Raw genomic sequence first — 13,283 nt, 5'->3', positions numbered from 1 at the left:
AAACCCGGAACCTGGAACCCCGAACCCTGAACCCTATTTCTTCCTCACCCCAGCTAAATTGGCCCATTCCCCGGACTGGATAAATGACGCCCAGTAGAACGGATGACGCCGTTTGGGGTCGTTGAGCATCTTGAGCTGGACGTTGCGGAGAGCATCGCCGCGGCCTTCGCCAGCTTTGAGTCGGGTGTAATACTCAACCATCAATTCCCCTGTAGCCCGGTCTGAAACTGACCACAGGCTCATCATTTGGGATTCGCTGCCGGCCAGAACCAGCGCCCGACGAAGGCCATACACACCATCACCGGTTTTGGCTTCGCCGACACCGGTTTCACAAGCCGAGAGGACGACCAGTTTTGTGCCCCACAAATCGAGTTGGGCGGCTTCGAGGGCCGTCAACGTGCTGTCAGTTTCGCCAGCATCGCTGCAATTGGCACCGGCAAAAAACAGCCAGGAGCGCAGGAGCGGATTCTCCAGCTTGAGTTGTTCGGCATTTCCTTGTGGTTCAACCGGTACCAGCGAGCGTTGTGCCATCTGAGGGAGTTGAGGTTGGGGTTTATCTTCCAGAAAACGCCCGTGGGTGGCAATGTGCAGGATTTCAGGTCGCTTTACTTCTTTCAGTGCTGGTTTAGAGGCTTGAGCCTGCATTTTGAGATCAGCTTTGGGAAAGAGACTTTTTAGGGATTGTCCTTCAACTTTCGTTCCAATGAGTCGGGAAAGCGGCTTATATTGTTTCCCAGCCAGAACTGGCCCTTTGCCGGTGGAGTAATCCGGGTCAGCCAGAATGACCGGGGAATGATGACTCTCAACTTTCACCGCCAGCCGAAGCAAATCACGCCCGCTGGTTAAATATGTGAGCTGGTATTGTTCAAGTAGAAACGATCCGGTTTCATCTACCAGAGCCGCAAAGGGAATCAAACTCAACCCACCATCAGGTGAGATAAGCAACTGGCGGGCATTTCCGATGAGAGACCGAATTGGTTTGAGAACCAACTGATTCAGGTCCTGGGCAGCCGGTTTGAGTTCATTTTCAAGATCTGACCTGGAATTGCTCAAAAGCTGACGCAGTTTCGCCACGCTTTCGTCAATGTGTTGGACTTCCCCGAGGTCAGCGACATTGATTTTTCCCTGTTGATCAAGCGAATACACCACATAACGCGCAGGACCAAAGCGATTGACTTTGGTGTCATAGGGCCGATACACGGCATATTCGAGCAGGACGGCCTGGGCCGGGATGAGCTTTTGAACGCCTTCAAGTGTGACAGGAATGGTTTGGGCTTGAAATTCCTTGCTGCGACGGCTGATAGCGGCTTCCAGTTTTTCTTTTTGTTCTTCCAGAGACTGCAAGTAGGCCAGATGGTCTTCTGGTTTTTGTTTTCCGGGACCGCGTAAGGTAAGAACCGAAATTTGACTGGTCAGGCGTGCATAGTCATCGAGCAGGTTCTGGGTTTCCGGATCCTGCTTCTGACGCAAGGTTTCGATAGCTTGAGTTAGCGCATCGAGTGCCCGTCCTTTGCGACGCAAGAGAACCGTCAGAGCAACCTGGCGGGCCTCAAGGTTCTGAGGTGCTGCTTGCATATTGAGTGATAGGGTTCGCTCAGTGATGGTTGCGGTCTGATTCAGGTAGAGCAACTTCTGCCGTTCAGATCCCGATACCAGATTGCGCATCAAATCACGCTCGCTGACTTCATTACTTCGGGACTGATAGAGAATGGCCTGGGAAATGTCGCCTTTTGCCTGGTACAGAGCCGCCAGATGAAACAGTGCCTCTGCCACTGCCGGGTGGTTTGGACCAAATGCTTTTTCACGAATTTCAAGCGTCCGTTTCAAGAGTGGTTCGGCGGTGGCGTAATCGTCTTTGGTTTCATAAAACTGGGCCAGGTTGGCAAGACTGGACGCGACGGTGGTGCTATGTGGTCCCTGTGTTTTGGTGTAAATCTCAACCGCCCGTTGGAAAAGCGGCTCAACCGTGGACGTTTCACCTCTGGCCGTGACAATCAAGGCCAGATTATTGAGACTTTGGGCCACTTCGGGGTGATCCCGGCCAAGGGCTTTTTCCCGAATCACCAGAGACCGCCGGGCAAGCGATTCGGCCTGGGCATAGTCACCCTTGGCACGAAACACCAGCGCCAGGCCATTGAGGCTGGCTGCAACATCTGGGTGATCTGGGCCAAAGACTTTCTCTGAAATCGCCAGCGACCGTTGGAAGAAAGGCTCTGCTTTGACGAAATCTCCTTTGAAATAATAGAAATACGCCCAGTTGGAAAGGGCAATCGCAATTTCTGGATGGTCTGGGCCAAGCGCTTTCTCTTTGATGGCAAGGCATCGCTGATAGAGCAGCTCTGGTCGGTCATAATCACCCCTGGTTCGATATAACACCGCGAGGCTGTTCAAGATACTGGCCACCCAGGTGTGATCGGGCCCCAGGGCTTTTTCATAAATTCCAAGTGATTGCTGATACAGGGCTTCAGCTCGAAGAAAATCGCCCCTGGCCTGATACAGGACTGCCAAATTGTTCATTGTTTTGGCGACATTCGGATGATCGGGCCCCAGGGATTTTTCCATAATCAGGAGCGACCGCTGGTACAAGGGTTCGGCTTTCGCATAATCGCTTTTGATTCGGTACAGTTCGGCCAGAGTGTTGAGGCTGTCTCCCACGGTATAATGATCGGCACCTAAGAATTTTTCGCACTCTTCGATGGCCTGTGGGGCAAGTTGCAAAGCTTCATCATATTTTCCAGCCTGGAAAAGATGCGTCAGTTGATTGTTCAATTTGGTGGCTTCATAGCGAAATCGTCCCTGTTGGGAAGCGGCTTCAAATTCCTCAACTTTGAGTTCATAGCTCCCAGCAGCAGCGGCCTGGTTTGGTGAGACCACGTTCAGATGGTAGGTCCCGGCCTGGTCAGCGAAGGTGATAAGTGTCTCGGGTCCCTGTATTCCAGTGGGGCTGTCAACTTCGTCCAACACCGTTCCATCCGGTCCAAGCCAGCGCAGGACAACATCAATGCCACGTTGTTCGATCACCAACCTCATCAACTCATTTGCCTTGAGCTTGAAGGTGTAGGTGTGAGTTTCACCACCTCTCATCTCACGCTGGGTCGGGTTTTGAAAATCATAAGCCGCAGACTGCGATTGGGATTGAACTGGTGAGTGGTGAGCACCACCAGCCACGAGCAGCAACCCAATAAAAAACAGACCGATGGAACGTGAGAGCCAGCCTGGCATAGGGGAAATCTCCGGTGGGATTTGGGTTCAGGGTTGCGGGGTTTAGGGAAATCAAAGGACAAGAAGGACAAGAAGGACGAAAAGAATGGAAAGGCGCCGTTGCTTTGAACCAGGCTTCGAAAACCCTAATTTCTGACCTCCATAAGCGCCAGATCCTGGCACATGGGGAAAACGATTGAGCTTCAGGAGTTTGAGACGTTGAAGGGGTGCGGAAATTACAGTGTCAGACGAAGGTTTCTTCAGCTATTGTGCCTGGATATTTTCAATTCGAAAAGGTTCGCACCGCAACCACCACCTGGCTATTTTTCAGAAAGGAAGGGTTGACAAGAGAACTTTATTCTCTAAAATATCGTTTTATGAGATGATTGTTCTTTAATATGCCTATTTTTAAGTATGATTGATGAAATTGATAGTAAAATACTGACGATTCTTCAAAAAGAAGCGCGAACTTCAAATGCCGAGATTGCCCGACAACTTGGCATGGCGCCATCGGGGATTTTAGAGCGGATTCGCAAACTCGAAGAACGCGGGGTGATTCAGGGCTATCGCGCCGAGATCAACCCGAAAGCGTTGGGGTTGGGTTTGCTGGCTTTTGTTGCGGTGCGCAGCAACGACCGGGTCAACGACATTGCTACCGGAAAGTTGCTCGCCCAGATTCCAGGGGTGCTCGAAGTCCACGACACCGCCGGAGAAGACTGTTATCTGGTCAAAATCCGGGCCGCGGATACTGAATCGTTAGGCAAGATTATTCGAACCCAGATCGGCACGATTCCTTCGGTGCTCACCACGCGCACCACCATCGTTTTGGAAACCCTCAAGGAGTCAACTGAAATGCCGATCTGACCTGCATGTGAAGGAGGTTTATCGGCATGCAACTCTTTACGAAGGTAGCTCGGTGGAAACTGGTTGTGGCGTTTGCCGCCATCTATTTGATTTGGGGCTCGACCTATTTAGCCAATCGCTTTGCCATTGAAACACTTCCACCGTTTGTGATGGCTGGCGTTCGCTTCCTGATTGCGGGAGGACTGCTGTTTGGCTGGTCCATGTGGCGAAATCGGGAACGATTGACGCTTGCCCACTGGCGCTCAGCCACAATCATTGGCGCGTTGCTCCTCCTGGTTGGCAACGGAGGCGTCGTCTGGTCAGAGCAGTTTATTTCCTCAGGATTGGCTGCCCTCCTGGTTGCGACCGAGCCATTGTGGATTGTTCTGTTTGAGTGGCTCCAACCACAGGGAAATCGCCCCAGCCGTGGGGTCATCTTTGGTTTGCTGGCTGGTTTGATTGGCATGGTGATTTTGATTGAACCGTCCCAGCTTGCCAGCGGGCACGGCATCCACCTCGGCGGAATTCTGGCTGTCACGGCGGCCACAATTGCGTGGGCGATTGGTTCACTCTACTCAAGAAAAGCTGACTTACCAGCTTCCCCAACGCTGGCAACGGCGATGACGATGCTCACGGGTGGTGGGTTGCTGTTACTAACTGGAACCCTGACCGGAGAGTGGCGACAGGTTCATCTGGACCAGATTTCAACAAAATCGTTGATTTCCGTCGGGTACCTGATTTCCTTTGGTTCGGTGGTGGCCTTTTCGACTTATACCTGGCTGCTCCGGGTGTGCGCACCTGGGCAAGTTGCCACCTATGCCTATGTGAATCCGGTGGTGGCCGTCGCCCTCGGCTGGGCCCTGGCCGGAGAAATCATCACTGGTCGCACGCTGATTGCCTCAGCCGTCATTCTGGCTGGCGTGGCCTTCATCACTCTGTTTCAAAACAACCCCACTCCAATCGGGAAAACAAACATCGAGAACGAGCCCAGCCGTTCCGAGCCCAGTCTTGGGTTTTACGGTCTGGTGGAAGATCACTGACTTTAATAGCGAGATAGCGAGATAGCGAGATAGCGAGATAGCGAAGTCGTGAGATAGTGAAGTCGCGAAATAGGGCTCACAAATGGGGAGTCAATCCAAAGGCAATGAGAATCAATAACACTGCTCGAATTGAGCCGGGCAGGTATGCAATCTGTTCCCTGTAAATCTTTGGAAAAAAAAGAGATAAATTATTGTTCAACCTTGAACAATTTCCTGCCTCACTCTTGAGTAACTCCTCACTACTTCGCTATCTCGCTATCTCGCTACTTCACTATCTCACTATTTCGCTACTTCACTACTTCGCTACTTCACTATCTCGCTATCTCGCTATCTCGCTACTTCACTATTTCGCTACTTCACTACCCTACTATTTCACCATTTTGCTATTTTTTTCTTTTTCCCAGCCTTCCTTTTAGTGTAAAAAGTACCAGCCACAAGACTTCACTTCGGATGTTCCCCGAAATACTCCAAACTATTTGATGCATCCAGGTGCCTGGTGCCTGGAGATGGGGGTTGTATGTTTTTGAAAATTGCCACCCTCCTGGCGTTTTGTCTCTGTGTTATGCCGGTGCTGGCACAAAAGCAGGGGGCGAAAACGACGGTGGGCCAAAAAGATATTTTTCAACTTGTGGCGAATCGCAATCTTTCCGAACTTGAAGCGCTCATCAAACGGGGCACAAACGTCAATGCCAAAAATGGGCAAGGGCAAACGGCGCTGATGCTGGCGGCGGCGGCTGGAAATCTTGAAATGGTCAAATTGTTACTGGCTCGGGGCGCTGATAAAACCCTGACTGATTCAGAAGGGTTTACGGCACTCAACCACGCGGGATTTGCTGGGTTTGCCGACGTGGTGAAAGTGCTTGCTGACCAACCCAAAGAAATTATTGCCTATTCAGTCAATTCACGGCCTCAGAGAACTGTCCTGACGAATGATGATTTTCCAAGCGGAGCCAAAGAGCATTCGACTGAAAAACCCAAACCGCCAAATCCGATGGATCCCCGAATGGCTGGTGGGCCTGAAATGCCACCAGGGATGCCACCTGGCATGCCTCCTGGGGGAATGCCGCCGGGAATGTATGGCTATCCTCCGATGGGACCCGGAATGCCACCAGGGATGTATGGGTATCCTCCAATGGGGCCGGGAATGAACTCTGACGGATATGGTGGGTATCCTTCATCGGGACCACGGTCGGAAGAACAGGAAAAAGCTTTTCAAAAATTGATGTTCAAGCAACGTGCCCGGGCCTTAACCCAGCGAGCGCAATCGCTCAGAACCCAAATGGCTCAAACCCAGGAGCGCCTGTCTCGGTATCAACGGGGCGAATGGGGAGCGTCTTATCCCCAATCAAAAACCACGCCGGACCCAAACCGCCCAACGGGCTGGTATATCATTCAACAGGGGCCGAGCGAGCAGGAAATCCTGACCCAGCGTCTGCAAAGTTATCAAGAACAACTCAATCAAATTGATGCCGACTGGTTTGCACTCCAGGAAGAAGCCCGCCGGGCCGGGTTTCATCCCAACGAAATCGTCGGCCAATAAGCAGTCAAGCCGTCAGGATTGCAAGTTTTCAGTAAGGGGGCGCAGTTCAAAGCAACAGCGCCCTTCCGTCACCTGGTCACCTGGTCATCTGGTCACCTTGTCACCTTGTCACCTTGTCAGGTTTTCTCTATGCCCCACCATCACGATTTTGAAGAACTCACCACGGACGTTTCCGCCAGTTCGCTCTGGAATCCGGACCTGGCCCCAACCACGATCAAAGAGCGAACCTGGTCAACCTGGAATATTGCCGCCTTGTGGATTGGCATGAGCGTGGTGATTACCACCTACACGCTGGCGGGTGGATTTATCGAAGCCGGGATGAACTGGTGGCAGGCAATGATCACCATTTTGCTTGGGAATACCATCGTGTTGATTCCAATGGTGTTAAATGCCCATGCCGGCACCAAGTACGGAATTTCGTTTCCGGTTTTGTGTCGGGCGTCATTTGGCACCAAAGGCGCCAACGTAGCGGCCATGGCACGTGCGATTGTGGCTTGTGGCTGGTTTGGAATTCAGACCTGGATTGGGGGAGCGGCGCTGGATTCACTTTTTTCAGCCATGTCCGGCAGTTGGGGACAGCTTTTTGGAGGAAGTGGAGTACTCGGGGTCGCATTCCACACCTGGATTGCTTTTTTCCTGTTCTGGGGTATTGAGGTCTTTATCATTTTAAAAGGTATTGAAGGGATCAAATACCTTGAAACCTGGTCGGCACCACTGTTGCTTTTTGGTGGCGCCGTGCTGCTGTGGTGGGCTTCATCACGGGCAGGGGGATTGGGCAGAGTTTTGGAGGAATCAAGCGCGCTTCAAAAACAACAGAATGCGTTTTGGACAATTTTTCCAGGTGCGTTGACAGCTTCGGTTGGATACTGGGCCACGCTGAGTTTGAATATTCCCGATTTCACGCGCTATGCCAAATCCCAGCGGTCCCAAATGATGGGGCAGGCGTTGGGACTCCCGTTGACGATGACCGCGTTTGCCTTCATCGGCGTCACCGTCACCAGCGCCACACTTTTGATCTTTGGAAAACCAATTCCCGATCCGGTCGAACTGGTCTCACGATTTAACAGCCTGTGGGTCATTTTGTTTGCCACAATTATCATTTTTGCAGCCCAGTTAACGACCAATATGGCGGCCAATGTGGTTTCCCCATCCAATGATTTTTCAAACCTGAATCCAAAGCGGATTTCCTATGTGATGGGCGGAATCATTACAGCCGTGATGGGTGTGATGATGATGCCCTGGAAATTGCTTGGATCAATGGGGGCATATATTTTCACATGGTTGATCGGGTATTCTGGTCTGATGGGGGCCATTGCCGGTATTATGATTTGTGATTACTGGGTGCTCCGGCGTCAGCGGCTGTCACTGGCTGAGTTGTTTAACGAGAAGGGGCGGTACAGCTACACCGGGGGGTTTAACTGGTATGCGTTAATCAGTTTTGTGGTTGCAGTGATACCGGTTGTTCCTGGATTTTTGCGCGCTGCCGCCACACCGGGGGGCCAGGTAGCGAACCCTGGTATGCTGGACACGCTCTACACCTATGCCTGGTTTGTCACGTTTGCGATTGGATTTGTGCTTTATTTTATCTTCATGCGAAATCACCCAAGTCTCATCAAGGAGTCCTAAATCTATGTCATCCCGCATCATCAAATGTGGTCTCATTCAGACGACCAATGCCGGTTCAACCGAGGCACCGATTGAGGAAATCAAGCGGTTAAACATCGAAAAGAACCTGGCACTGGTCGAAGACGCCGCCAAACAGGGCGTTAAGATTCTGTGTTTTCAGGAAGTATTTACCACTCCCTACTTTTGTGCCGAACAACAGACCCGCTGGTACGAAGCGGTTGAGAAAATCCCGGATGGCCCAACCGTGCGCCTGATGCAGGATGTCGCCAAACAACACGGGATGGTCCTGGTGGTGCCGATTTATGAAGAGGAAATCACCGGGATTTACTACAACACCGCGGCGGTGATTGATGCCGACGGAAAATACCTTGGCAAATATCGCAAAAATCATATTCCGCACGTCGCACCAGGTTTCTGGGAAAAGTTCTACTTTCGACCTGGAAACATGGGCTACCCGACGTTTGAAACTGCTTTTGCCCGGATTGGGGTCTATATTTGTTATGACCGGCATTTCCCCGAGGGGGCCCGCATCCTTGGTTTGAACGGCGCCGAGATCGTCTTTAATCCATCGGCAACTGTGGCCGGGCTGTCAGAATACTTGTGGAAACTCGAACAACCCGCCCATGCGGTGGCCAATGGGTATTTCATCGGTGCCATCAACCGCGTTGGAACCGAAGCCCCGTGGAACATCGGCGAATTTTATGGCCAGAGTTATTTCTGCGACCCGCGCGGGCAGTTTCTGGCGACTGGACCACGAGACCAGGATGCTCTGGTCGTGGCTGATCTCGATCTGGATATGATCCGTCAGGTCCGCAATACGTGGCAGTTTTTCCGCGACCGGCGGCCTGATTCGTATGGGGCTATCGTGCAGGGCTGAGAAAACCAGGGCTGAAAAGACCAGCCTTGGTCTTTTCAGCCCTCAGTTTTCTGGAATTCACTTTGTAATTTTGTTTAAGAAATTTATACTTAGTTTTCCCTATTCTTTTTTGAATCAACTCTTTCATCATATTGACGCTGGCCATTTTTCAAGGCAGCCGGAGGTGAGTTATGGCAGCCGTGATCGAACAACCCCAATTACTTAACCCAACTGAAGCCAAACCGGAAATTTTTTATCCAGAATGCGACGGGAAGCCAATGGCCGATAACACCAAACAATTCCGTTGGATTGTGATTATCAAGGAAAACCTGGAACTGCTCTATCTTGATGATCCAAACGTCTTTATTGCCGGTGATTTGTTGTGGTACCCGGTTGAGGGCAAGCGCGATATTCGCCAGGCACCAGATGCCATGGTGGTGTTTGGGCGGCCTAAAGGTGACCGAGGGTCATACCAGCAGTGGAAAGAAGGCGGAATTGCCCCGCAGGTGGTTTTTGAAATTCGCTCTCCAGGAAACCGGCTCTCCGAAATGGAGCGCAAAAAGCTATTTTATGAAGAGCACGGCGTTGAGGAATATTACCTCTATGACCCTGACCGGGAAGACGCCAGCGGTTGGATCCGGAAAGAAGCAAGATTTGAGTTAATTCCTGAATTAAACGGTTGGGTCAGCCCCCGGTTGGGGATTCGATTTGAAACTGGAGAGAATATGTTTCGATTATTCCGACCTGACGGTGAGCCATTCTTGACATTTGCCGATTTGGAAATCCTTCGTAAACAAGCCCAAAAACAGGCTGAAGCTGAATCCCAGCGTGCCGAAGCTGAATCCCAGCGTGCCGAAGCTGAATCCCAGCGTGCCGAAGCTGAATCCCAGCGTGCCGAGGCTGAACGAATTGAAAAAGAGCAGGCTCTGCAACGACTCGAACTACTGGCTGCTCGACTCCGAGAAATGGGAATTGACCCTGATCAACTGTAATTCCTTGTATCATCCTTGGGTCTTTAATTTTTGAGAAGACCGCCTTTCCCAATCCGAAACCGCAGAAAGAAAAATATTGAGGAGTAGTGTCCATGTCCACTCACCCAACCCCATTGCTCGACCATCAAACCATCGAACACAATTTTCGGGAACTTGAACCATCCTTGTCGGACGCCGAAGCGATTTTGGAATCCAATCGCTGTCTGTTTTGCTTTGATGCGCCTTGCACCCGAGCCTGTCCGACCCATATTGACGTGCCGAAATTCATCAAAAAGATCGCTTCCGGGAATTTGATCGGATCGGCACGAACGATTTTTGACGCTAATCCGATTGGCGCGTCTTGTGCGCGGGTGTGCCCGGTTGAAGCCCTCTGTGTCGGGGCCTGTGTCGAAAATGCGCTGGCCCACCAGCCGATTATGATTGGTCGGTTGCAGCGATATGCAACTGATGCAGCCATGAAAATTGGACGCGACCTCTTCAAAGCAGGTGAGTCAAATGGAAAATCAGTGGGAATTATCGGGTCTGGTCCGGCTGGGATTGCCTGTGCCGCATATCTGGCCCGCCTGGGATATGACGTGACGATCTATGAACGCCGGGCACTCCCTGGCGGACTCGACACCTATGGCATGGCCGAATACAAAATGACCCAGCGTGTTTCGCTTGAAGAAGTCCAGATGATTGAGCGGTTAGGTGTCAAGATTCTGGTCAATACCGAAATTGGGCGTGATATCTCAATCGCTGACCTGGAAAGCCGCCATGGAGCAATTTTTTTGGGTATTGGATTGGGTTCAACCATCAAGCTGAGCATTCCAGGCGAAGGCTTGCTGGGAGTGTATGAAGCGCTTGATTTCATTGAGCGCATTAAAACCCGCGAGTGGGCTCACGTCCCAATTGGAAAAACGGTGGTGGTGATTGGGGCTGGAAACACGGCAGTGGATGCGGCAACCCAGGCCAAACGACTCGGAGCCGAAGAGGTTTTGATGATTTATCGCCGTTCAGAACGGGAGATGCCGGCCTATAGCTACGAATATGAACTGGCCAAGCAGGACGCGATTGAATTTCGCTGGCACACGGCCCCAGTTGAGATTCTGGCAAATGACGATGGAACGGGCGTCAAAGCCGTGTTGTGTGTCCGGACTCAGCTTGGGGAACCAGATGAAAAAGGCCGTCGCAAATTTGAGTTCATCCCCGGAACTGAGTTTGAAATCAAAGCCGATATGGTGGTAAAGGCCCTCGGACAGCAAAAACTGGTGACGTTTTTAAGTCAAATTCCTGGGATTGAACTTGATGAACTTGGTCGAATCAAAGTCAATCCAGAAACAAAACAAACCGCCAACCCGAAATATTTTGCTGGCGGTGATTGTGTCAATGGTGGCCGGGAAGCCGTTGATGCGGCCCAGGCCGGAAAACACGCGGCCCAGGGAATCCACGAACTTTTATCAGGAGAAAAAGTCAAATTTGCCGGTGCATAGGAGGTTTGTATGCGACAAGGCAGCCAGTGGAAGGTCATTGGAAAGAATGTTCGGTTGGTGGTGTGTTTGTTCTGGCTCCTGGGAGCCTGTTTTCTGCTCGGTGTGGTGGACTTAATCCAACCTTCACCAGCCGTCAGCGCCCAAAGTTTTCTTCTGGATGAACCCATTCATTCAGAGTCACGAGTGAACGAATACAAACGCTGGTTTCGGCTGACTGAGGAACCAACCTATGCCCCAATGGCAATGCCCACTGGCTGAAATTTGACCTTTGTCATCGGTGATGACAACCAACCTGAAATGAATGAGGAAAATGCAAAGATCTTTGGTGCCAGTTATGGGCATGTGTATATCAATCCAATCGGATTTGCGCCGTTAAAGGCTGGCGTTCCAGTACCGGCAGGAACCACAATCGTTCGGGAGAAACTCCCCACCAAAGATAGTACCGATCCCGAGCTTCTAGTTGCCATGGTGAAACATGCTCCAGAGTTTGATTCATTTGGGGTGGTCGGTTGGGATTTTCTGGTTTTTGATAAGAAGGGAATACCTGCCCAACGCCGTGAAGCAAATAACCAATGCTATAATTGCCATAAAAGCCAGCACCAAAAGGATTTTCTGTTTGGTCGGTATTTTTTGGAGACCTTCAAAAAGCGAACACCCGATCCGTCAAAAACCAGTTTTCTGGCTCGAACCAGGTCACTGATCAACCACGACGAAGATGGAAGAATGAAGAATTGAGAAAATGAGCCGTTTTGAGCGCAGAAACCGGGCCAACGTGTCGGGGTCTACTTTGTGGACTGAGAACCAAAACCACTTCAATTCTTCACCTGGGAAACCACCAAATTTACCAGTCCGTCGGAGGTTTGTATGCTGCAACACAAATTTGGGGGCAACAGAGTACGAGTACTTGCTTTGTTGCTTTGTGTCATCGGACTGGCTGGACTCTACTTTGGATTGGTTGCTTTGGATTTATCCAGGTCAGCATCTTCAGCAAAGGCGCAAACTTTCATTTTGGACGTACCCATTCAGCCAGGACCTGGTTTTGCGACCTATAAAAACTGGTATCGGCTAACTGAAGAACCAACCTTTGTGCCAAAAGCCAGGCGAACTGGCTGAGATACCTACTTCGTCGGGTCCGACGGAAACATACACAACAGTGGTGAAGAAGCTGAATCAGGTTACGGGCACGGTTACGTCAACTTCATCGGTTTGGCCCCTTTAAAAGCCGGTACCCAGTTACTGCCTGGTACCATAATTGTTCGGGAAAAGCTCCTCTCGAAAGAAAGCCAAAGCCCAGAACTACTGGTGGCCATGGTCAAACGCGAGCCAAAGTTTAACCCAAATGGCGGGGATTGGGAGTTTTTGGAGCTAAACAGCCAGGGTACAACCATCATCCGTCGTGAAACGCAGGGTGAGTGTTATGCATGTCATAAAACTCAGGAGAAACAGGACTTCCTGTTTCGTCAATACTTCCAAAAATCGTTGAAGAAAGAAGCCCCCGGTACAGCAAAAGAATGAAGAATGAAGAAAGTGGTTAGCGGTTGGGTCTTCTTCGAAAGCATTGATTTCTAACCACTAATACTACAGCGAGGTTTCGGTTTTAACCTGCGAAGCCTAGATTTTGTGCAAACAGGATGGGTCACCAAGGTGACAGAATGAAGCCTGGCTTGCTCATCAAAATCCAGCCATTTAAGTTATTTTTCCGGTTTTGTCTAT

The 13,283-nt window shown here is 50.9% G+C and carries 12 protein-coding genes; 11 read left to right on the top strand and 1 reads right to left on the bottom strand.

Annotated features, from left to right (window positions below; translation table 11 throughout):
• Nucleotides 1-33: 33 nt before the first annotated feature.
• Nucleotides 34-3,222 (bottom strand): tetratricopeptide repeat protein, encoded by a 3,189-nt coding sequence (locus HY774_01975; protein MBI4747226.1) that lies wholly within the window; start codon nucleotides 3,220-3,222, stop codon nucleotides 34-36.
• A 393-nt stretch (nucleotides 3,223-3,615) separates the two neighbouring features.
• On the opposite strand from HY774_01975, the gene HY774_01970 reads away from it, so the two are divergent.
• From HY774_01970 to HY774_01920, 11 genes are all read left to right on the top strand, one after another.
• On the top strand, nucleotides 3,616-4,065 hold the full coding sequence (locus tag HY774_01970; GenBank protein MBI4747225.1) for an Lrp/AsnC family transcriptional regulator: 450 nt from the start codon (nucleotides 3,616-3,618) through the stop codon (nucleotides 4,063-4,065).
• Nucleotides 4,066-4,091: 26 nt separating this feature from the next.
• Nucleotides 4,092-5,084, top strand: coding sequence for an EamA family transporter (locus HY774_01965; GenBank protein ID MBI4747224.1), 993 nt, complete (start codon nucleotides 4,092-4,094; stop codon nucleotides 5,082-5,084).
• A 517-nt stretch (nucleotides 5,085-5,601) separates the two neighbouring features.
• Nucleotides 5,602-6,624, top strand: coding sequence for an ankyrin repeat domain-containing protein (locus HY774_01960; GenBank protein ID MBI4747223.1), 1,023 nt, complete (start codon nucleotides 5,602-5,604; stop codon nucleotides 6,622-6,624).
• A gap of 129 nt (nucleotides 6,625-6,753) precedes the next feature.
• Nucleotides 6,754-8,250 carry an NCS1 family nucleobase:cation symporter-1 gene (locus HY774_01955; protein ID MBI4747222.1) on the top strand — a complete coding sequence of 499 codons (1,497 nt, stop codon included), beginning with the start codon at nucleotides 6,754-6,756 and terminating at the stop codon, nucleotides 8,248-8,250.
• A 4-nt stretch (nucleotides 8,251-8,254) separates the two neighbouring features.
• Nucleotides 8,255-9,127, top strand: a complete 873-nt coding sequence (locus HY774_01950; GenBank protein ID MBI4747221.1) for an acyltransferase — start codon at nucleotides 8,255-8,257, stop codon at nucleotides 9,125-9,127.
• 170 nt (nucleotides 9,128-9,297) lie between these two features.
• A complete protein-coding gene (locus HY774_01945) occupies nucleotides 9,298-10,098 on the top strand; it encodes a Uma2 family endonuclease (protein MBI4747220.1) in 801 nt (266 codons plus the stop codon).
• Nucleotides 10,099-10,190: 92 nt separating this feature from the next.
• Nucleotides 10,191-11,570: an NAD(P)-dependent oxidoreductase gene (locus HY774_01940; protein ID MBI4747219.1), complete on the top strand. Its 1,380-nt coding sequence runs from the start codon at nucleotides 10,191-10,193 to the stop codon at nucleotides 11,568-11,570.
• 9 nt (nucleotides 11,571-11,579) lie between these two features.
• A complete protein-coding gene (locus HY774_01935; GenBank protein ID MBI4747218.1) occupies nucleotides 11,580-11,828 on the top strand; it encodes a hypothetical protein in 249 nt (82 codons plus the stop codon).
• 39 nt (nucleotides 11,829-11,867) lie between these two features.
• The gene (locus HY774_01930) at nucleotides 11,868-12,305 is read left to right on the top strand and encodes a cytochrome P460 family protein (protein MBI4747217.1); all 438 of its coding nucleotides are present in this window, start codon (nucleotides 11,868-11,870) and stop codon (nucleotides 12,303-12,305) included.
• A gap of 129 nt (nucleotides 12,306-12,434) precedes the next feature.
• A complete protein-coding gene (locus HY774_01925; GenBank protein ID MBI4747216.1) occupies nucleotides 12,435-12,683 on the top strand; it encodes a hypothetical protein in 249 nt (82 codons plus the stop codon).
• A 30-nt stretch (nucleotides 12,684-12,713) separates the two neighbouring features.
• Nucleotides 12,714-13,085, top strand: a complete 372-nt coding sequence (locus HY774_01920; GenBank protein ID MBI4747215.1) for a cytochrome P460 family protein — start codon at nucleotides 12,714-12,716, stop codon at nucleotides 13,083-13,085.
• Nucleotides 13,086-13,283 lie beyond the last annotated feature (198 nt).

This window comes from Acidobacteriota bacterium, assembly GCA_016208495.1.
Lineage (GTDB): Bacteria > Acidobacteriota > Blastocatellia > Chloracidobacteriales > Chloracidobacteriaceae > JACQXX01.
Note: the sequence above shows the minus strand (reverse complement) of the source record. Positions and strands in the feature narration are given on the sequence as shown.

Bases quoted from the DNA above. Each gene is read 5' to 3' on its own strand.
- HY774_01975 (MBI4747226.1), bottom strand. From the start codon at position 3,222: ATGCCAGGCTGGCTCTCACGTTCCATCGGTCTGTTTTTTATTGGGTTG.
- HY774_01970 (MBI4747225.1), top strand. From the start codon at position 3,616: ATGATTGATGAAATTGATAGTAAAATACTGACGATTCTTCAAAAAGAA.
- HY774_01965 (MBI4747224.1), top strand. From the start codon at position 4,092: ATGCAACTCTTTACGAAGGTAGCTCGGTGGAAACTGGTTGTGGCGTTT.
- HY774_01960 (MBI4747223.1), top strand. From the start codon at position 5,602: ATGTTTTTGAAAATTGCCACCCTCCTGGCGTTTTGTCTCTGTGTTATG.
- HY774_01955 (MBI4747222.1), top strand. From the start codon at position 6,754: ATGCCCCACCATCACGATTTTGAAGAACTCACCACGGACGTTTCCGCC.
- HY774_01950 (MBI4747221.1), top strand. From the start codon at position 8,255: ATGTCATCCCGCATCATCAAATGTGGTCTCATTCAGACGACCAATGCC.
- HY774_01945 (MBI4747220.1), top strand. From the start codon at position 9,298: ATGGCAGCCGTGATCGAACAACCCCAATTACTTAACCCAACTGAAGCC.
- HY774_01940 (MBI4747219.1), top strand. From the start codon at position 10,191: ATGTCCACTCACCCAACCCCATTGCTCGACCATCAAACCATCGAACAC.
- HY774_01935 (MBI4747218.1), top strand. From the start codon at position 11,580: ATGCGACAAGGCAGCCAGTGGAAGGTCATTGGAAAGAATGTTCGGTTG.
- HY774_01930 (MBI4747217.1), top strand. From the start codon at position 11,868: ATGAATGAGGAAAATGCAAAGATCTTTGGTGCCAGTTATGGGCATGTG.
- HY774_01925 (MBI4747216.1), top strand. From the start codon at position 12,435: ATGCTGCAACACAAATTTGGGGGCAACAGAGTACGAGTACTTGCTTTG.